16 protein-coding genes are annotated in these 19758 nt (G+C 69.3%); 12 read left to right on the top strand and 4 right to left on the bottom strand.

Features of this window, described 5'->3' with window-relative positions; genetic code table 11:
* Positions 1–61: 61 nt before the first annotated feature.
* From mtnA to QC180_RS15545, 6 genes are all read left to right on the top strand, one after another.
* Positions 62–1741 (top strand): S-methyl-5-thioribose-1-phosphate isomerase, encoded by a 1680-nt coding sequence (gene mtnA, locus QC180_RS15570; protein ID WP_278263445.1) that lies wholly within the window; start codon positions 62–64, stop codon positions 1739–1741.
* A 4-nt stretch (positions 1742–1745) separates the two neighbouring features.
* Positions 1746–2321 carry a 1,2-dihydroxy-3-keto-5-methylthiopentene dioxygenase gene (locus QC180_RS15565; protein WP_278263444.1) on the top strand — a complete coding sequence of 192 codons (576 nt, stop codon included), beginning with the start codon at positions 1746–1748 and terminating at the stop codon, positions 2319–2321.
* Positions 2318–3007, top strand: a complete 690-nt coding sequence (gene mtnC, locus QC180_RS15560) for an acireductone synthase (RefSeq protein ID WP_278263443.1) — start codon at positions 2318–2320, stop codon at positions 3005–3007. Before QC180_RS15565 ends, mtnC begins: the two co-directional genes overlap by 4 nt.
* Entirely contained in the window at positions 3004–4341 is a 1338-nt protein-coding gene (locus QC180_RS15555) for a hypothetical protein (RefSeq protein ID WP_278263442.1), read from the top strand. The genes mtnC and QC180_RS15555 overlap by 4 nt, the downstream gene beginning before the upstream one ends.
* A 37-nt stretch (positions 4342–4378) precedes the next feature.
* Positions 4379–5467, top strand: a complete 1089-nt coding sequence (locus tag QC180_RS15550) for a hypothetical protein (protein ID WP_278263441.1) — start codon at positions 4379–4381, stop codon at positions 5465–5467.
* Between the two features lie 140 nt (positions 5468–5607).
* Positions 5608–6441, top strand: coding sequence for an alpha/beta fold hydrolase (locus QC180_RS15545; protein ID WP_278263440.1), 834 nt, complete (start codon positions 5608–5610; stop codon positions 6439–6441).
* Here QC180_RS15545 and QC180_RS15540 read toward each other — a convergent pair.
* Positions 6438–7166, bottom strand: coding sequence for a helix-turn-helix transcriptional regulator (locus QC180_RS15540; protein WP_278263439.1), 729 nt, complete (start codon positions 7164–7166; stop codon positions 6438–6440). The two genes, QC180_RS15545 and QC180_RS15540, sit on opposite strands and share 4 nt — an antisense overlap.
* 670 nt (positions 7167–7836) lie before the next feature.
* Between QC180_RS15540 and QC180_RS15535 the strand changes: the two genes are divergently transcribed.
* The 5 genes from QC180_RS15535 (at position 7837) to QC180_RS15515 (ending at position 16002) form a co-directional block, all read left to right on the top strand.
* Positions 7837–11559, top strand: a complete 3723-nt coding sequence (locus QC180_RS15535) for a nitrate reductase subunit alpha (protein WP_278263438.1) — start codon at positions 7837–7839, stop codon at positions 11557–11559.
* A gap of 10 nt (positions 11560–11569) precedes the next feature.
* Positions 11570–13279 (top strand): nitrate reductase subunit beta, encoded by a 1710-nt coding sequence (gene narH, locus QC180_RS15530; RefSeq protein WP_278263672.1) that lies wholly within the window; start codon positions 11570–11572, stop codon positions 13277–13279.
* 55 nt (positions 13280–13334) lie between these two features.
* Positions 13335–14015, top strand: coding sequence for a nitrate reductase molybdenum cofactor assembly chaperone (gene narJ, locus QC180_RS15525; RefSeq protein WP_278263437.1), 681 nt, complete (start codon positions 13335–13337; stop codon positions 14013–14015).
* Complete coding sequence (gene narI, locus QC180_RS15520) at positions 14012–14767, top strand: respiratory nitrate reductase subunit gamma (protein ID WP_278263436.1); 756 nt, start codon at positions 14012–14014, stop codon at positions 14765–14767. The genes narJ and narI overlap by 4 nt, the downstream gene beginning before the upstream one ends.
* Positions 14768–14829: 62 nt before the next feature.
* The gene (locus QC180_RS15515; RefSeq protein ID WP_278263435.1) at positions 14830–16002 is read left to right on the top strand and encodes an NADH:flavin oxidoreductase; all 1173 of its coding nucleotides are present in this window, start codon (positions 14830–14832) and stop codon (positions 16000–16002) included.
* A 7-nt stretch (positions 16003–16009) separates the two neighbouring features.
* Here QC180_RS15515 and QC180_RS15510 read toward each other — a convergent pair whose 3' ends face one another.
* The 3 genes from QC180_RS15510 to QC180_RS15500 all read right to left on the bottom strand — a co-directional run bounded on the left by QC180_RS15510 (position 16010) and on the right by QC180_RS15500 (position 19450).
* Positions 16010–16351 carry a hypothetical protein gene (locus QC180_RS15510; protein ID WP_278263434.1) on the bottom strand — a complete coding sequence of 114 codons (342 nt, stop codon included), beginning with the start codon at positions 16349–16351 and terminating at the stop codon, positions 16010–16012.
* Positions 16352–16475: 124 nt separating this feature from the next.
* Complete coding sequence (gene casG, locus QC180_RS15505) at positions 16476–18128, bottom strand: steroid-24-oyl-CoA synthetase (RefSeq protein WP_278263433.1); 1653 nt, start codon at positions 18126–18128, stop codon at positions 16476–16478.
* 173 nt (positions 18129–18301) lie between these two features.
* The gene (locus tag QC180_RS15500; RefSeq protein ID WP_278263432.1) at positions 18302–19450 is read right to left on the bottom strand and encodes an RNA-guided endonuclease InsQ/TnpB family protein; all 1149 of its coding nucleotides are present in this window, start codon (positions 19448–19450) and stop codon (positions 18302–18304) included.
* A gap of 52 nt (positions 19451–19502) precedes the next feature.
* On the opposite strand from QC180_RS15500, the gene QC180_RS15495 reads away from it, so the two are divergent.
* Positions 19503–19733, top strand: a complete 231-nt coding sequence (locus QC180_RS15495) for a transposase (protein WP_474646454.1) — start codon at positions 19503–19505, stop codon at positions 19731–19733.
* Positions 19734–19758: the final 25 nt, after the last annotated feature.

The raw sequence follows: 19758 nt of genomic DNA, 5'->3' as shown, positions 1-19758 counted from the left end.
GCGGGGGCTGGTCGGATACCGTTTACCAGGCACGATGGATGGACACGAGGTAAGGACGCCGATGGACGACAGCTCGCTCACCTGGGACGACGGAGCCTTGCTCACGATCGACCAGCGCGGGTTGCCACACGAGGCGCGTGAACTGCGCCTGGAGACCGTGGACCAGGTGATCGACGCGATCACAACGCTCGCGATCCGCGGCGCTCCGGCGATCGGGATCGCGGGCGCGTTCGGCGTCGTCATCGCGACCAGGGCCCACACCAGAGCGCCGGGTTCCGGGGGCTTGGTCGATGTGGCCGCGGCGCAGGCCGATGCCGATCGGATCGCGGCGGCGCGGCCGACGGCGGTGAATCTCGCGTGGGCGGTCGAGCGCGTCCGGACTCGGATCGCCGAGGGCGCGGACGCCGTGCTGGCCGAGACTCTCGACCTGCTCGCCGAGGACGGGCGGGGGAACCTGGCCGCCGCCACGCACGCCGCCGATCTGGTGCAGCGCCTGTGCGGTGACCGGCCGCTGCGCCTGCTCACGCACTGCAACACCGGTCGCCTGGCCACCAGCGCGGTCGGCACCGCGATCGGCGCGCTGCGTGTGCTGCACGACCGGGGCGCAGTGGCCGATGTGCTCGTCGACGAGACGCGACCGCTGCTCCAGGGTGCCCGGCTCACCGCCTGGGAACTCGCCGAGGCGGGTATCCCGCACCGGCTCACCATCGACTCCGCCGCCGCCTGGGCCATGGCCACCGGCCAGGTCGACGCCGTCCTGGTCGGTGCCGACCGGATCACCGCCAACGGCGACGTCGCCAACAAGATCGGCACCTTCGCCTTGGCCCTGGCCGCCCGCCATCACGGCCTGCCGTTCATCGTGGTCGCCCCGGAATCCACCCGCGACACCTCCATGCCCACCGGCGACCGCATCGTGGTCGAACAGCGCGCGGCCGGGGAGGTCACCGGCTTCGGCGGCGTGGAAACCGCCCCCGCGGGCACCGCGGTCTTCAACCCCGCCTTCGACGTCACGCCCACCGACCTGGTCACCGCCGTCGTCACGGAAAACGGTGTGGTCTACCGCAATGCGGACCGCTTCGACCCCTCCGGACGCGCGATCGTCGCCACCGCGCGGGGCGGGGCGATCGCCGCGATCGCGCGGCAGCTCTACGAGCGCGGGTGGATGCCGGGGACAGCGGGGAACATCTCGGTGCGTGTCGGGGACGATGCGTTGATCACCGCGAGCGGATTGTCCAAAGGTGAACTGGGCGAGCGCGATACGGTGCTGGTGCGGGTGGCCGACACCGTCGCGCATCCGGGGCAGGATCGGAAACCCTCTGCCGAGACCAGCATTCACACCGCCGTCTACCGCACCACCGACGCGCGGGCCGTGGTGCACGTGCACTCCCCCTTCGCCACCGCGTTCGCCACCACGGCCGTGCCTTCGGCCGAGGTCGTGCGCACCGTGCCGGTCGGTGGGTTCGAACTGCTCAAGGGATTCGGTGTGGCCGATCCGTCGTCCATCGATATCCCGGTGTTCCCCAACTGGCCGGAGGTGCCGCGCATCGGGGACGATATCGAGACATTCCTGCGCGAGAATCCCACCGCCCCACCGATTCTGTGCATTTCCGGGCACGGGATCACCACCTGGGGTGACACGCTGTCCCAGGCGCGTGACCGCGCCGAATGCTTGGAAGCCCTGTGCGAGTTGATCGCCCGCACCGGACGCACCACCGCCGCTTCGCCTCCCGAGATCGGATAGACACATGACCCTGCTGCAAGTGATGGCCGCCGACGACGCCACCGAGGTGCGAGTGCGTACCACCGACCCCGCCGAGATCGGCGTCGAACTGGCGAAGCACGGCATCGCCTACGCGCACTGGCCCGTCCGCGACGACGCCGCCACCACCGACTCCGAGACCCTGCTGGCGCACTACGCCCCGCAGATCGCCGAACTCAACGAATCGGGCCGCTACCAGCACATCGACATCGCCCGCATCCACCCCGACGCCGACAATCCCGACTGGCCCGCCACGGCCGCGGGCGCGCGCGCCAAGTTCCTCGACGAGCACCGCCACGCCGAGGACGAGGTGCGCTTCTTCGCCGCCGGTCGCGGCTGCTTCTACCTGCACCTGGGCGACGCGGTGCTGGCCACCGTCTGCGAGGCGGGCGATCTGCTCTCGGTGCCCGCGGGCACCCTGCACTGGTTCGACATGGGCACCACCCCCGACTTCATCGCCATCCGCTTCTTCGAGGAGGCCGACGGCTGGGTCGGCGACTTCACCGGCGACAAGATCAGCGCGGGCTTCCCCACCCTCGACGCCCTGCTCGCCGCCTCGTGACGCGGGCGATCGTCCTCGACATCGAGGGCACGACGAGCCCCACCGACTCCGTCCGCACCGACCTCTACGGCTACACCGCGGCCCGGCTGCCCGCCTGGCTGGCCGAAAACACCGGCGGCGCGGCCGATCCGGTGCTCATCGCCACCCGCGAGCTCGCCGGGGAGCCGGACGCCGACCCCGCGCGGGTCGCCGAAATCCTGCGTGGCTGGCTGGAATCGGATGTGAAGGCCGAACCGCTCAAGGCCGCCCAGGGCGCCATCTGCGCGCAGGGCTTCCGCGCGGGCGCGCTGCACGGACGCTTCTTCGCCGACGTGGCGCCCGCCCTGAGCGCCTGGCACGACGCCGGGCTCACGCTGTACGTGTACTCCTCGGGATCGGAACGCAATCAACGGGATTGGTTCACCTTCGCCGAGCCCGGCGACCTGTCCGGACTGATCGCGGGCCACTACGACCTGGTGAGCGCGGGCCCGAAGCGCGAACCCTCCTCCTACGACCTCATCGCCGAGAGCATCCTGGTGCCCGCCGGGGAGATCCTGTTCCTGTCCGACCACCCCGACGAACTCGACGCGGCCGTCACCGCGGGCTGGCAGGTGATCGGCGTCCACCGCCCCGGCGAGCCGAACGACCCACGGCCACCGCATCATTGGGTGAGCTCCTTCGCCGACATCCAGGTCGGCGCCCGATGACCCTGCCCGGTCCACCCACCACCGGCGAAGACGACCTGTCCCACTACCCACCGCCGGTCCCCACGCCGGGTGACCCGTACACCCACCCGGCACCCGGCCACGCCCACGAGACGCCCTACGCCCACCGGCCGACCACACCGGGTGCGGACGGCGGGTTCACCCGCCCGGCGCCGGTGTCGATCGTCGACGATCGGCTCACTCACCCGGCGCCCGAACTCCCACTCCCACCGCGCCCGGACACCGGGTTCACCCACCCGGCGCCGGTGTCGACCGTCGATGATCGGTTGACGCACCCAGCGCCCGAGCTCCCTCTCCCACCACGCCCGGATACCGTGTTCGCCGCGCCCCCGGGGACGGCGGCGCGGCTGGCCCACCGGGGTGCGCTGCGGGTCGCGCTGAGTCCCGGTCCGCTGATCGCGATGGTCGGGGCGCTACTGGTGTTGCTTCCGATCGCGGTGGTGCTGGGGCTGTGGCTGCATGTGGCGGCGGTGGCCGCGCTCACGGTCGGGGCGCCCACCCTCAGCTATGTGGTGGCGCGGCGGCGGTTGCGGCGGTCCTTCGCGGTGATCTGCGCGCCGGGGGCGGTGATGGCCGTGCAACTCGGGCCCGACGCGCTCGATGTCGCCGATGCCTATTCCTATGTGCGGGTGGGGTACGAGCGCGTGACCGCGGTCCGCACGTCCGGCGCGGTGGTGGTGCTGCACGTGGACAGCGCGCTGCGGCTGAACTTTCCGCGCGAGTTGTTCCCGGCGCCGATGGCCGAGCATCTGCGTCACCTGATCTGGCATCGGGATAATCCCCGGCCGGGCGGTCCGCCGCCGCTGCCACCGCTGCCCACGCTGCTGGAGCCGCAAGCGCGGCTGGTCGCCGACGACACCACCGCCCGCGCGCTGTTCACCGGCGATCTGCGGGTGCGGATCGCCCAGCCCGCGGTGCTGATCCGGTTCACGCTCGCCACGGTGTTCGCCACCGCGGGCTTCGGCTGGTACCTGGGGCCGGTGTGGACGACCGTCCCGATCCTGTTCGCCGCCGCGACGGCCTACACCGTCTACCGCATCGTCCACTCGCCCGGGCCGGACGCGGGACGCAGTGTGCGCCATGCTGTTCCGGGCGCCGTCCTGGCGACCCAGTTCGGCGCGGACGCCGTGGTCTGCGAGACCTCGACGCACCTGCGGCGCCACCGCTACACCGAGATCGCCGCCATCGACCTGCATCCCGAGATCGCCGTCCTGCGCCTCACCACGGGCGAGATCTCCACTCTGCCCCGGGCGCTGTTCCCCGAGCAGATCGTCACCTGGCTGCGACAGCGAGGACTCTCGATCACCACCCGATGACCGCGCACCGCGAGCCCCGACCGCATAGTGTGCTCCCGTGAACGACCAGGGGCGAGGGCTCGAATCCGCCCCGCCACAGACCGATCCCTTCACCGAACCCGCCCCCGCGATCCCCGGCATCGACGCGCCGGACGCCAGCGTCACGCCGACACCGGGCACCGCCGCACAGCTCGCCCGGTACACCGCCCTGCGCGCGGCGCCCCGCCACGTGGCGATCATCCTCGCGATCGCCGTGTCGACCAGCACGATCGTGCTGCTCTGGCTGGGGCTCTCCGGCGAGCAGATCCTGGTGATCCAGGCCGTGGTCGCGGTGTACGTCCTCGTCGCCACGTACTTCTCGTTGCGTCGCCAGTACCGTGCCGTGTCCCGGTCCGATGTCACGGGTGGTAGTTGCGCCCTCGCGCTCGGCGCCGACGCGCTCGACCTGGCCGACGGCGCGTCACGCACCCGGATCGGCTACGACCGAATCGGCTCCGTCAGAGCCACCCGCCGCGTCGTCGATCTCGGCTTCGACAACCGGCACGTCGCGCTGCCCCGGGCGCTGTTCGCCGACGACCCGCTGGCGGAGTTGCGGCGGCTCGTCGACCCGGGGGCCGCACCACGCCCGGCCCCGCTGCCGCCGATGCCCCGGCTGCCGCGCCCGCAGGCGCAGCTGGTGATCGCGGCCGACACCGCGCACCGGCTCACCGTCGCGCGGCGTCTCGAGCCGTACCGGCGGACGCCGGGTCGGCTCGCGATCGTGCTCGTGCTGCTCGAGGTCTGCGCGTTCGGCGGACTCGAATACGGCGTCCCCGGCGCGCTGTCGGCGCTGGTCGGCGCGGTGCTGTGGGTGCTGGCGGTGCGGTTCTGGATGCGTCGGCCGTCGGCGAACGCCGTGCGTCAGTATCAGGGGATGCTGCCCGCGAGCAGTGGGTTGGCGGCCCAGTTCGGCACCGACGCGATGGTGCTGGCCGGTGCCACCTTCCTGCTGCGGGTGCCGTACTCGAACGTCGCCGAGGTGACCCTGCGCGCGGACTGCGCGGTGGTGAAGTACGGGGCCGCCCCGCTGGTGCTGCCGCGCGGGCTGTTCCCGCCGGAGGTGCTACCGCGACTCCAGGAGGTCGGCGTCGTCATCGTCGACCGCTGACGACGTTTCCCAGATCCCCGTCGCGGCGCGGATACCACCACTGGCCAGTGCGATCACCCCTCCGGAAGTACACGCGACAGGCGGTCACATATTTCTCGGCAACCGTGTCGCGGGCACCGACGGGCTTGTATGTTTCGGCCATGCCTTTCGTGCACTCCGGGTCGGTGAACGTCCACTTCCGCACGGGCGCCGTCCACGGGCCCACCGTGCTGCTGGCGCACGGATTCCTGATGGACGCGTCGATGTTCGATCCGATCCGGAAGATCCTGGGGCACACCGATATCAATGTGGTCACCTGGGACGCGCGTGGGCACGGCCGGACCGGGTACGGTGAGCCGCCCGGATTCGACTATTGGGATCTGGCCGCCGACGGGGTACGGGTGCTGGACGCGCTCGGTATCGACCGCGCGATCGTCGGTGGGATGAGTCAGGGCGGATACGCGGCCTTGCGCCTGGCGCTGCTGGCCCCCGACCGCGTCGCCGGGCTCGCCCTGCTCGACACCGAGGCCGAGGCGTGCACGCCCGCCGAAGCCGCCGACTACGAGGACTTCTTCGACGCCTGGTGCGGGACAGGGGAATTGGCGCCGCTGGCCGAGGGTCTGGCGCCCCGGTTGATCGGCGGGGACGACCCGGCGGTGTGGCGGCCGTGGATCGACCGGTGGCTCGCCGCCGACCGCACCGCGATCCGCCCGGCCGCCCGGTGCCTCGTCGACCGCGATGCGGTGACGGAACGCCTGGGCGAGATCACCGTGCCCGCGCTCGTGCTGCGCGGCGAGCACGACCAGAACAGCACCGTCGACAAGTGCGCGCGGCTGGCGGCCGGGCTGGCCGGGGCCGGGGCGGTGCGCACCATCGCCGGGGCGGGGCACGGCGCCGCGCTGACCCATCCCGAACAGGTCGCGACGATGCTGGCGGGGCTGGTGTCGACGTGCGTGCCGTGCGCGCCGCGGCCGGTGGCGGTCGCCGGGATCTAGTGGTCGGGGCCGCGCACGCCCAGGTAGTACTGGATGCGGCCGGGATAGGCGACCGAGTCGAGGCGGAAGAGTTGGACGTCGACGGTGTAGTACTCGCCGGTGTGCAGGTCGCACAGCCGCATGGCGGTGTGCTCGCGACCGTAGACCGTGTCGCCGTCGTCCCAGATGCGCCGGAAGTCGCGGTACTGCGCGAGTTCGTCGAGCAGGTCGGTGGCCCAGTCGCCGCCGCCCTGCTGACCGATCAGCCCGCGCAGCCAGTGCACGGTGAGCGTGGACTCCTTCTCCCACTCCACCATCACCTTGCGCGAGAGCGGGTTGCCGAAGAACCAGCGCAGGATGTTGACGTCCTCGACCAGGCCGGGGAACGCGCGATCGTAGGACTCGTTGCCCGCCAGCACATTCCACCGTGTGTCGACGTAGGCCGCCAGATCGGGCTCCTGCAGGGCCAGGGTGCGGCGCATCTCGACGTTGATCTCGGCGCGCAGATCCTCGACGGTGGGATTGTCCACCGGCGCGAGCCCGGCCAGATCGAACAGGTGCCTGCGCTCGATATCGCTGACCGGTGTGATCCGATCGAGATAGCGCACCAGCGCCTCGAGCACCGCGCGCGTCGGATGGTCGCGGTCCCCGCTTTCCAGATGCGTGATGTAACTCGAGCTGACTCCGGCCGCGAAGGCCAGTTTCTCGCGGGAAATCCGCCGATCGTCGCGAAGCCGCCGCAGCAACCCCCCGAGCGTCGGCGGTCTCGGTGGCCCCGCCGGACCGTCGGACGTCGACTTCGGTATCACCCCAACCCTCCCTGTCTGCACCGGCCCATCCTCGATGACGGTTCAACCATGATCCACGCACCGTACGGAATAGATGCCGTTTCTTTATATTGACGCGCCGCCATTTGGTTAGTTATCGGTGGGCAACTGGGCGCGTGAGCACGAAAATCGCTGCGCGGTACCGAATTGAAAGGATTTCAATTCCTTCCATCCAGCAATGCTATAGAATTCCGCGCCGGTGCCCGACGGGCGACCCCGCGCCGACCCCCGGATCAGCGCGTCCAGCACCCGCCACGATGTGCGGGCGGTCACATCGGACCTGTTCAGCGGACATCCCGGCTGTGTAAACAAATGTAAACCGCCCGAGAAGCAAGCGTTTCCGAAGCATCACCGCAGCGCCGGGGCCAGGCTCTCCGACGGCCGCGTCGGGCCTGCTCGCCGACCATTCACCCAGGTCGGCCCCGATTCGCCGGGCGCGCGCCCCGACCCGTCCGTGACCGCGAGATTTCGCCCGCCTCACACCTCACAGCAGCCCGAACGAGGATGTGAAAAGTTGGTTTTGCGGGATCACCGCCCCTCTTTACAGTGGCCAACAACAGCCCGATTTGCACAGCTCGAAGGGGGCGTCGTGGTTAATTCGCGCACTCATGGTCCGTCGCCCACCGATTTCGGCGACACATTGCTGAACCTCGGTAAGTACTTCCAGCGCGGCGAGGTCTCCGCCGACCACCGGTCGGTGCACAAGGTGGGCGGCCGTGACGCCGACGCCTTCTATCGTGACCGCTGGTCGCACGACAAAGTGGTGCGCTCCACCCATGGCGTGAACTGCACCGGCTCGTGTTCCTGGAAGATCTACGTCAAGGACGGCGTGATCACCTGGGAATCGCAGCAGACCGACTATCCCTCGGTGGGCTCGGACAAGCCCGAATACGAACCGCGCGGCTGCCCCCGTGGCGCCTCGTTCTCCTGGTACACCTACTCCCCGACCCGGGTGCGCTACCCGTATGTGCGCGGCGCGCTGCTGGATCTGTACCGCAAGGCCAAGATCGAGCTCAAGGACCCGGTGCTGGCGTGGGAGTCGATCGTCGAGGACCCGGTCAAGGCCAAGACCTACAAGACCGCGCGCGGCAAGGGCGGCTTCGTCCGGGCCGAGTGGTGGGAGGCCGCCGAGATCGCCGCGGCCGCGCACGTGCACACCATCAAGAAGTACGGGCCCGACCGGGTCGCCGGGTTCTCGCCGATCCCGGCCATGTCGATGGTCAGCCATGCCACCGGTGCGCGCTTCGTCTCGCTGCTCGGCGGCTACATGCTCTCGTTCTACGACTGGTACGCCGACCTGCCGGTGGCCTCGCCGCAGGTGTTCGGTGACCAGACCGACGTGCCGGAGTCGGCCGACTGGTTCGACGCGGGCTATCTGATCATGTGGGGCTCCAATGTCCCGGTGACCCGAACCCCCGACGCGCACTACATGACCGAGGCGCGCTATCGCGGCCAGAAGGTCGTGGTGGTCTCCCCCGACTACGCCGACAACACCAAGTTCGCCGACGAGTGGGTGGCCGCGCGGCCGGGAACCGATGCGGCACTGGCGATGTCGATGGGGCACGTGGTGCTCAAGGAGTTCTTCCTCGACAAGCAGACCCCGATGTTCACCGACTACATCAAGCGTTTCACCGACCTGCCGTACCTGATCTGCCTCGACGAGGCGGATCAGGGCCCCGACGGAGACGAACGCGCCCTGCCCGGCAAGTTCCTCACCGCCGCCGATCTGGGCCACACCGGTGAGAGTGTCGAGCACAAGCCGGTGCTGTTGGATCAGGCCGGAAATCCGGTGGTGCCCAACGGTTCTCTCGGCCATCGCTTCGGAGAGGGCGACACCGGCAAGTGGAACCTGGACCTCGACGGTGTCGACCCGCTGCTCACCCTGCTCGGTCACTCCGACGAAGCCCCCGCCACGATCGCCCTGCCGCGCTTCGACACCGATACGGCCACCACCATCCTGCGGGGCGTGCCGACGAAACTCGTTGCGGGCAAACGGGTCACCACCGTCTTCGATCTGCTGCTGGCGCAGTACGGCCTGGGCCGCGAGGGTCTGCCGGGTGAGTGGGCCAAGGGCTACGACGACGCCGATTCCCCCTACACCCCGGCCTGGCAGGAACGCATCACCGGTGTGCCCGCCGTGCAGGCCGCGCGCGTCGGGCGCGAATTCGCCGACAACGCCGAACGTTCCGGCGGCCGCTCGATGATCCTCATGGGCGCGGGCACCAACCACTGGTTCCACTCCGACCAGATCTACCGCGCCTTCTTCACCCTCACACTGCTCACCGGCTGCCAGGGCAAGAACGGTGGTGGCTGGGCGCACTACGTCGGTCAGGAGAAGTGCCGTCCGGTGACCGGGTGGGCCACGCTGGCCTCGGCGGCGGACTGGCAGCGCCCGCCGCGGCAGATGCAGGGCACCGTGTTCTGGTACCTGACCAACGACCAGTGGCGCTACGACCCGTTCACCTCCGACTCCTTCGCCTCGCCGCTGGGCAAGGGCGTCTTCGCCGGGCGCACGGCCGCCGACAATATCGCCCTGGCCTCGCGCCTGGGCTGGATGCCGAGCTACCCCACCTTCGACCGCAACCCCCTCGACCTCGCCGACGAGGCCGCGGCGGCGGGCGAAACCCCGGCCGAACACGTTGTCTCCCAACTCAAATCCGGTGACCTGCGCTTCGCCTGCGAGGACCCCGACGCCCCGGAGAACTTCCCACGCGTGCTCACCGTCTGGCGGGCCAACCTGCTCGGCTCCTCGGGCAAGGGCAACGAGTACTTCCAGAAGCACCTGCTCGGCTGCGGCTCGAATCTGCAGACCACCGACGCCACCGGCGTGCGCCCGAAAGAGCTGGAATGGCGGGAGGAGGGTGCCGAGGGCAAGCTGGATCTGCTGCTGGCGCTGGACTTCCGCATGACCAGCACCACCCTGTTCGCCGACATCGTGCTGCCCGCCGCCACCTGGTACGAGAAGCACGACCTGTCCTCCACCGACATGCACCCGTTCGTGCACGCCTTCTCCCCCGCCATCTCCCCGCCGTGGGAGGCCAAGACCGACTTCGAGGCGTTCCACCGGATCGCGCGCGGGTTCTCCTGGCTGGCCGAGAAGCACCTGGGCACGCGCAAGGACATCGTGGCGGTGCCCTTGCAGCACGACTCCCCCGACGCGTTGGCGCAGGCGGGCGGCAAGGTGCTGGACTGGAAAGCCGGTGAGTGCGAACCGATTCCGGGCAAGACCATGCCCAAGATCGTGCAGATCGAACGCGACTACACCAAGATCGCCGAGAAGCTCGCGGCGCTGGGCCCGCTGGTCGACACCCTGGGCGTGACCACCAAGGGCATCACCACCTACCCCGACAAAGAGGTGGCCTACCTGGCGGGCAAGAACGGCACCGTGGTCTCCGGGGTCGCGGCCGGGCGGCCTTCGCTGGCCAAGGACACCTTCGCCGCGGAGACCATCCTGGCGCTGTCGGGCACCACCAACGGCCGCCTCGCGGTCGAGGGCTTCGAGGCGCTGGAACGGCGCACCGGCACCGAACTGGCCGACCTCGCCGCCGAGGCCGAGGGCAAGCAGATCACCTTCGCCGACACCCAGGCCCGGCCCGTCCCGGTGATCACCTCGCCGGAGTGGTCGGGCAGCGAGTCCGGTGGGCGCCGGTACTCGCCGTTCACCATCAATGTCGAGCGCAGCAAGCCCTGGCACACCCTCACCGGGCGTCAACACTTCTACCTCGACCACGACTGGATGATCGAACTCGGCGAACAGCTGCCGATCTTCCGGCCGCCGCTGGACATGACCGCGCTGTTCAGCGAACCCTCGATCGGCGATGTGGCCGGTGGCGGGGTCACCGTGCGGTACCTGACCCCGCACTCCAAGTGGTCGATCCATTCGGCCTACCAGGACAACCTGCACATGCTGACGCTCTCGCGCGGCGGGCAGACGATCTGGATGTCGGATCGCGACGCCGCCAAGATCGGTGTGGCCGACAACGATTGGATCGAGGCGACCAACCGCAACGGCATCGTGGTGGCCCGCGCCATCGTCTCGCATCGCATGCCCGAGGGCACCGTATTCATGTACCACGCGCAGGACCGCGCGGTGGACGTGCCGCGCATCGAGGGCACCGAGCAGACCACGAAGGAAGCCAAGGGCAAGCGCGGCGGTATCCACAACGCGCTGACCCGGGTGCTGATCAAGCCCTCGCACCTGATCGGCGGCTACGCCCAGCAGTCCTTCGCCCTGAACTATCACGGGCCCACCGGAAACCAGCGCGATGAGGTCACCACGATCCGTCGACGTAACCAGAACGTGGAGTACTGACATGCGCGTAATGGCTCAGCTCGCCATGGTGATGAACCTGGACAAGTGCATCGGCTGTCACACCTGCTCGGTGACCTGCAAGCAGGCCTGGACCAACCGTGGCGGTACCGAATACGTCTGGTTCAACAATGTGGAAACCCGTCCGGGACAGGGCTATCCGCGCCAGTACCAGGATCAGGAGAAGTGGAAGGGCGGCTGGACGCTGAACAAGCGCGGCAAGCTCACCCTCAAGTCGGGGTCACGGTTCAAGCGCCTGATGAACATCTTCGCCAACCCGGATCTGCCCACGGTCGAGGACTACTACGAGCCGTGGAGCTACGACTACGACAACCTGCTGGCCTCCCCGCCCACCGACACCACGCCCGTCGCGCGGCCCAAGTCGCTGATCACCGGCGAGGACACCAAGGTCACCTGGGGTGCCAACTGGGACGACGACCTGGGCTCGGGTCCCGAGGCGGTCGGCAAGGACCCCTTGCTCGGCAAGCTCGAGGACAAGGTGAAACTGGAGTTCGAAGAGACCTTCATGTTCTACCTGCCGCGCATCTGCGAGCACTGCCTCAACCCCTCCTGCGCCGCGTCGTGCCCCTCGGGCGCGATCTACAAGCGCGAGGAGGACGGCATCGTGCTCGTCGACCAGGACAAGTGCCGTGGCTGGCGCCAGTGCATCACCGGCTGCCCGTACAAGAAGATCTACTTCAACCACAAGACGGGCAAGGCCGAGAAGTGCACCTTCTGCTACCCGCGCGTGGAGGTGGGCATCCCGACGGTGTGCTCGGAGACCTGCGTCGGGCGGCTGCGCTACATCGGCGTGATGCTCTACGACGCCGACGCGGTGCTCGAGGCGGCCCAGGTCACCGACACCAAGGACCTGTACCCCTCGCAGCTCGGGGTGTTCCTCAATCCGCACGACCCGCGCGTCATCGCTGAGGCGGAGAAGGCCGGGATCTCGCCGGAATGGATTGCCGCCGCGCAGGATTCGCCGGTCTACAAGCTGATCGTGGACTACCAGCTGGCGCTGCCGCTGCATCCGGAATACCGCACCATGCCGATGGTCTGGTACGTGCCGCCGCTGTCGCCGGTGGTGGACGTGCTCACCGAGACCGGGCACGACGGCGAGGACGCGGGCAATCTGTTCGGCGCCATCGACGCGCTGCGCATCCCGATCGAGTACCTGGCCGAACTGTTCACCGCCGGTGAGATCGGGCCGGTGCGCGCGTCGCTACAGCGACTGGCCGGGATGCGCGCCTTCATGCGGTCGGTGAACCTCGGCGAGGAACCCGCCGAGCACATCGCGCCCTCGATCGGGCTCGAGCCCGAGGAGATCGAGGCGATGTACCGACTGCTGGCCATCGCCAAGTACGAGCACCGCTACGTGATCCCGTCCGGCGCGACATCCCGTGCGCACGAGCTGGATTCGCTGGCGACCGGATGCAGCCTCGACACCGACGGCGGACCGGGCATGACCGCGTTCGACCAGGTGGTGGAGAAGTTCTCGCTGGCCGACACGAATCAGGCCGCGCCCGAGGAGAAGTCGGGGCGGATCAACCTGCTCAACTGGGACGGGCGATCCACCTCGGGGCTCCTGCCCACCGGAAACGGCAACGGGCACAACGGCAACGGTGCGAACGGCAAGGGGAATTCCGGCAACGGCGCCGGATCCGGTGGTAGCGGCAACGGCGCCGCTGCCACCGACGCCGCCGTCAGCGGAGCGGCGAAATGAGCGCGGCCCGGGGCCCTGCCGCTGCCCACCAGCGCGAGACCGCGGGGGAGCACCGATGAGCCTGCTCTCGATCCGCCGTCGCCCGCAGCCGGTCGCCGTCATGGCCGAGCACGATCGCCGGATCGTGTGGCGGCTGGCGGCCCTGCTGCTGGACTACCCCGGCGAGCAGACTCTGAGTCTGCTCGCACGGATCACTTCCGCCGCAACTCAATTGCCCGAGGACGTGCGGGTGCACTTCGACGCGGTGCTCACCTACCTGCGCGACACCCCGGCCATCGAGGTCGCGCAGCGCTATGTCGAGACCTTCGACCTGCGCCGCCGGGCCAGCCTGCACCTGACCTTCTACGCCTACGGCGACACTCGTAAGCGCGGTATGGCGCTGCTGCGGTTCAAGCACGCCTACCGCCAGGCGGGGGTGGAACTCGGCGACGAGGAACTGCCCGACCACCTGCCGGTGCTGCTGGAATTCGCCGCCACCGTCGACCCGATCGGCGGCGAACGGCTGCTCGGCGAGCACGTGCCGGTGCTCGAACTGCTGCGACTGTCGCTGGGCGACAACAACTCTCCCTACGCGGGCGTGCTCGCCGCGGTGCTCCAGACCCTCCCGCCGGTGACCACCGCCGATCGCCGCCGCATCACCGAACTCGCCGCTCAGGGACCGCCCGAGGAAGAGGTCGGTCTCGAACCCTTCGCCATGGACCCCTCGCTGTTCGACGCCACGGAAGGCCGACGATGAACGCCACCATTCCCGTTCCCGAAGGCCTGTGGCTGATCCTGCCCTACATCGCCGCGACATCCTTTGTGCTGGGCCATGTCTGGCGGTACCGGTTCGACCAGTTCGGGTGGACGACGCGGTCTTCGCAGATCTACGAGTCCAAGCTGTTGCAGCTGGGCAGTCCGCTGTTCCACTTCGGCATGCTCGGGGTGTTCGGTGGGCATGTGATGGGCCTGTTGATCCCGGAGTCGTGGACACACGCGGTGGGGATCTCCGAGCACGCCTACCACCTGCTGGCCGTGGGCGCGGGGTCGGTGGCGGGGCTCATGGTGGTCGCCGGGGTGGCGATCCTGTGCTACCGGCGGCTGGTCATCCCGGCGGTGCGCACCAACACCAGCCGCAACGACGTGCTGATGTACACCTTGCTCACGTTGGCGCTGGTCACCGGGCTGCTCAACACCTGGGGCTCCAACCTGCTGTGGGGCACCTACAACTACCGCGAGACCGTCTCGCCCTGGTTCCGCAGCCTGTTCTCGATCAGCCCGGAGCCGGGTCTGATGGTCGGCGTGCCGTGGACCTTCCAGCTGCACGGCCTGGTCGTGCTCGCCCTGGTCTTCGCCTGGCCCTACACCCGCCTGGTGCACATGTTCAGCGCCCCCGTCGGCTACCTCACCCGCCCTTACATCGTCTATCGCCGCAAGGAAGTGGAGACCAAGGACAAGACCCGCTTCGCCAAGGCGTGGGACGCCCCGGTCACCCCGGATCGCTGGTGACCGTCCACTGAGCGGGTCGCACCCCTTGCCGGACAGAACTGGAACGTGTTTCACTTTCGGACATGAGCGATGTCCTCGCACCCGCGGTTCTCGGTCCGCTCACCCTGCGTAATCGGGTGATCAAGGCGGCCACGTTCGAGGGGCGCACGCCCGAGGCGTTGGTGACCGAGGAACTCGTGGAGTTCCATCGGGAGGTGGCGGCGGGCGGGGTCGGGATGACGACGGTGGCCTACTGCGCGGTGGCGCCGGGTGGGCGGACCGATCGGCATCAGATCTGGATGCGCGAGGAGGCGGTGCCCGGGCTGCGCGGGCTCACCGACGCGGTGCACGCCGAGGGGGCGGCGGTGAGCGCGCAGCTGGGGCACGCGGGGCCGGTGGCCAATGCCCGGTCCAACGGGGCGCCCGCGCTGGCGCCGAGTCGGATGTTCAATCCGCTCGGGATGCGGTTCACCAAGACTCCCGACGCGCTCGGCATCGCCGAGGTGGTGGCGGCGCACGCGCGCGCGGCCCGCCTCGCGAAGGAATCGGGGTTCGACGCCGTCGAGGTGCATCTCGGGCACAACTATCTGGCGAGTGCGTTCCTGAGCCCGATGCTCAACCGACGCCGCGACGACTACGGCGGACCGCTGGTCAACCGGGCGCGGGTGGCCAGGGAACTGGTGCGCGCGGTGCGCGACGCGGTCGGTGACACCATGGCGGTGACCGCCAAGCTCACCATGGAAGACGGTGTGCGCGGCGGCCTCTCGATCGAGGAGTCGCTCCAGGTGGCGAGCTGGCTGCAGGACGACGGCGCGGTCGACGCCATCGAACTCACCGCGGGCAGTTCCCTGCTCAACCCGATGGCCATCTTCCGTGGCGACGCCCCACGCGCGAATTTCGCCAAGACGCTACCGATCCCGGTGCGCTGGGGCTTCCGCCTGGTCGGCAAGCAGTTCCTGCGCGAATACCCTTATCGCCCGGCCTATCTCGTGGAGAAGGCCGCGCGGTTCCGCGACGAGCTGACGGTGCCGGTGATCCTGCTCGGCGGCATCACCGACCGAGCGACCGCGCAGCAGGCCATCGACGACGGGTTCGGCTTCGTCGCCATGGGCCGCGCGCTGCTGCGCGAGCCGGATCTGATCCGCCGCTGGCAGACCGACGCGGACACACCGTCGCTGTGCACGCACTGCAACGAGTGCGTGCCGACCATCTACAGCACCACCCGCTGCGTGCTGCGGCCCGGCGCTCCGGCCTGACCACGGCTCACGCGGGGCCGAGCGCCTTGCGGACGGTGTCGAACCAGGCCTGGGTGTCGACCAGGCCCTTCTCGTTGTCCTTGCGGCCGCCGACGAAACCGTAGAGGTCGGCGGCGAACCGGCTCAGCACGGTGGCGTCGGTTTCCTCGAGTTCGGTGAGGACCTCGGTGTCGCCGAGCAGGTAGGCGACCACGGCGACCTGGGTCGCGGGCCAGGTGTCGCGGTGGGCGGCCCAGCCGTCGGCGCGCACGGCGCGGGCCTTGGCGAGCAGGTCGGCGCGCAGGGCGTCGCGGTCGGCGTCGGTGGGCTTGCGGGGTTTGCCCCAGGTGATCCGGTTCGCGTCCGGCATGTCGCGTCCTCTCGGCCGTGGACAAGGACACTGGTGAGCGTGGCAGATCGGGATACCGGCGCACACACGGGGCCGCCCCACGCCTGGCCGCGGACATCGGCACAGGTACGCCGGGATCGGGCGTTCAGACCGTCAGATTGCGGCGGGTCACCTTACCGGTCGCATTGCGCGGCAACGGGTCCGTGGTGAGGCGCCAGTGGGCGGGGACCTTGAAGTGTGCGAGCCGGGCCGCGACGAAGGCGCGCAGCTCGTCCGGAGTGATCGCGCCGGACTCGGCGACCACCACGGCGGCGACCTCCTGGCCGAGGTCGGGGTGGGCGACGCCGAAGACGGCGCATTCGGTGACGGCGGGGTGCTCGCTCAGGACGTTCTCGATCTCGACCGGATAGACGTTCTCGCCGCCGCGCAGGATCAGGTCGGTGCGGCGGCCGGAGACGGTGAGTCGGCCGTCGGTCATGGTGCCGAAATCGCCGGAGCGCAACCAGCGTTCGGCATCGATCGCGCGGGCGGTGGCCGCTTCGTCGTGCCAGTAGCCGAGCATGACGTACGGGCTGCGGATACAGATCTCGCCCTCGACGCCGTCGGGCAGGACGGTGCCGTCGGCGTCGCGGACGCGCACCTCGACGCCGAAGATCGGTCGGCCGACCGAGGCGTCGTCGGCGGCCAGGTCCAGTGGGGTGGCGACGGTGGCGGCCGTGCCGCTCTCGGTGAGGCCGTAGCTGGTGGTGAGCGAGAGGTTCAGCGACGGGAGCTTCGCGCGCAGGGCAGCCAGGAGGGCAGGGGAGGTCGGTGCGGAGTTGAGCGAGAGGGCGGTCAGCGAGGACAGATCGTGGTGGGCGACATCGTGTTCCAGCAGGCGCGAGGCCATGGTGGGCACGGCGGCCCAGTTGGTGACGCGTTCGCGGTCGACCAGGCTCAGCACCCGGCCCACCTCGAACGCGCCGTGCGGGAAGACCGCCGCGGCACCGGCGACCAGGCGCGGGACCACCAGATTGTGCAGGCTGGCGATGTGGAACAGCGGGGCGGTGACCAGGTAGCGGCGTTCGCTGGGGCCGTCGCCGACCGACCGTCCGGTGAAGGAGGCGAGCATCGCGTCGGTGAATCGGTGATAGTCGCTGACGGCCACCATGTTCCGGTGGGAGTGAACCACGCCCTTGGGCCTGCCGCTGGTGCCGCTGGTGTAGAGGATGACGGCCGGATCGTCCTCGGCGACAGGCGTATTCGGGAGTTCGGCGCCCGCGAAGTCGGTGATCAGCGCGGGCAGGTCGGCGTCCATGGTCAGGACGGGGATCGCGGTGCCCGTATCCGCCAGGCGCGCGGCCCTTTTCGCGTCGGCGATCACGACGGTGGGGGTGGTGTGGTCGAGGCCGTAGGCGATCTCCGGCGGGGCCCACCAGGCGTTGTAGCCGACCGGGATCGCGCCCAGACACTGCGCGGCCCAGAAGGCGATCACCCAGTCGGGGCCGTTGGCGGCCAGGATGCCGACCCGGTCGCCCTTGCCCACGCCGTAGCGGCGGGCCAGCGCGGTGGCCAGGGCGGCGACCGCGGCGGCGTGGTCGGTGAACGACAGGCGGCGGTCCTCGGTGACCAGGTAGTCGCGCTCGCCCCAGCACAGCGAGTGTTCGAGGAGTTCGCGCAGACTGCGGCGACGGTGGGCCAGCACCGGAATCGGTACGCCGAGAACGGGTTCGACGGTGAGCTCGAAGGGGGCGCCGGGCGCGGTCAGGCCCGCAGCGACCCGGGCCGCCAGCTGCTGCGGGTCTACGACATCGGTCATGCTCTGCTCCATCGGGATCGCGCGTGCCGTCGCCCGGCCCGCGATCGCCGCCCCGGCCCGAATGACGTGAGCCACAGCTTGACATCCTCTCCCGCCCGAAGGCGGGAGATTCCTACTAGCGACCCTGATCGCCGCTGTCGGTGGGTTCCTGTTTCACCGGGGCTCGCCTGCCGCTAAGCGGCTGGACTCACAGCCCCTCCACAAGCGTTTAACCTCTCGACCTGTCCGGCCGCGAGGATATTGCGTGCCGCGTTCAAGTCGCGGTCGTGGCTGATGCCACACGTACATGTCCATTCCCGGACGTGCAACGGCTTCTTCTCGCCGACCACCCCGCACACCGAACACAGCCGGGTCGAGGGGAACCAGCGGTCCACCTTCGAGAAGTGCCGCCCGTACCGGTTCGCTTTCTCCTCCAACATGGCGGTGAACATGCCCCAGCTCGCGTCATGAACCGACTTCGCAAACCGGGTCCGAGCCAGACCCTTCACACACAAGTCCTCGACATACACCGCTTGGTTGTCGCGGATGATCTGTGTCGAGTGCTTGTGCGCCCAGTCCCGGCGTGTGTCAGCCACTTTCGCGTGCGCCTTGGCGACCGCGATCCGAGCCTTGGCCCGATTCGCGGACCCTTTCCGCTTGCGCGACAACGCTTGTTGCGCCTTGCGGAGTTTACGTTCGGCTTGACGCAGGAACTTCGGCGAGGCGATCGTCTTGCCATCCGACAGGACCGCGAACGTGGTCAAACCCAAGTCGATACCGACTTCGGAATCGACCTGCGGCAGCGCCTCGGTAACGGTCTCCACGACGAACGACGCGAAGTACCGGCCCGCCGCGTCCTTGATAACCGTGACCGACGACGGGGCCGAGGGCAGTTCCCGCGACCACACGACTTTCAGGTCGCCGATCTTCGGTAGACGCAGCTTCGCGCCCGCGGTGACCGCGAATCTGGCGTTACGCGTGAACCGGATCGCTTGCCGGTTGTCCTTGCGGGACCGGAACCTCGGCGGCGCTACCCGCGCACCCTTGCGTTTCCCCATCACCGACTGAAAGAAGTTGCGGTAGGCGGTGTTCAGATCGGCCAGCGCTTGTTGCAGCACCACCGACGACACCTCGCCCAACCAAGCACGTTCCGGGGTCTTCTTGACGGTGGTCAACGCTTTCGACAGCTCGGCATCGCTCACGTACGGCAACCCTGCCGCACGGGCCTGCTGCCGCATGCGCAGTCCGTCGTTGTACACCACCCGCGCGCAACCGAACGCCCGCGCCAGCGATGCCCGCTGACCCGGCGTCGGGTAGACGCGGAAGTTGTACCGGAGCTGCACGATCCAACACTACTGTCGGCATCCAATGTTCTCGACACAGCACCTGGATCGCATGGAACAGATCCTGGCGGCGGTGTGCGCGGACTTCGAGTGCGAGCTGGTCGAGTACAACGGCAAAGCCGACCACGTGCACCTACTGGTGAACTTCCCGCCGAAGGTCGCGCTGTCGCGGCTGGTGAACTCGCTCGAGGGGGGTGTCTTCACGGCGGATGCGCCAGGAGTTCCCCGAGCTGGTCCGCCACTATCGGCGGGCGCAACGGTTGTGGTCGGGTTTCTACTGTAGCGCACCCGGTAACCGGGTTCCGGCG

Source organism: Nocardia anocheti (assembly GCF_029675105.1).
Lineage (GTDB): Bacteria > Actinomycetota > Actinomycetes > Mycobacteriales > Mycobacteriaceae > Nocardia.
Note: the sequence above shows the minus strand (reverse complement) of the source record. Positions and strands in the feature narration are given on the sequence as shown.

Coding starts and splice junctions, on each gene's coding strand:
- mtnA (WP_278263445.1), top strand. CDS start 62: ATGGACGACAGCTCGCTCACCTGGGACGACGGAGCCTTGCTCACGATC.
- QC180_RS15565 (WP_278263444.1), top strand. CDS start 1,746: ATGACCCTGCTGCAAGTGATGGCCGCCGACGACGCCACCGAGGTGCGA.
- QC180_RS15555 (WP_278263442.1), top strand. CDS start 3,004: ATGACCCTGCCCGGTCCACCCACCACCGGCGAAGACGACCTGTCCCAC.
- QC180_RS15545 (WP_278263440.1), top strand. CDS start 5,608: ATGCCTTTCGTGCACTCCGGGTCGGTGAACGTCCACTTCCGCACGGGC.
- narH (WP_278263672.1), top strand. CDS start 11,570: ATGGCTCAGCTCGCCATGGTGATGAACCTGGACAAGTGCATCGGCTGT.
- narJ (WP_278263437.1), top strand. CDS start 13,335: ATGAGCCTGCTCTCGATCCGCCGTCGCCCGCAGCCGGTCGCCGTCATG.
- narI (WP_278263436.1), top strand. CDS start 14,012: ATGAACGCCACCATTCCCGTTCCCGAAGGCCTGTGGCTGATCCTGCCC.
- QC180_RS15515 (WP_278263435.1), top strand. CDS start 14,830: ATGAGCGATGTCCTCGCACCCGCGGTTCTCGGTCCGCTCACCCTGCGT.
- QC180_RS15510 (WP_278263434.1), bottom strand. CDS start 16,351: ATGCCGGACGCGAACCGGATCACCTGGGGCAAACCCCGCAAGCCCACC.
- casG (WP_278263433.1), bottom strand. CDS start 18,128: ATGACCGATGTCGTAGACCCGCAGCAGCTGGCGGCCCGGGTCGCTGCG.
- QC180_RS15495 (WP_474646454.1), top strand. CDS start 19,503: ATGGAACAGATCCTGGCGGCGGTGTGCGCGGACTTCGAGTGCGAGCTG.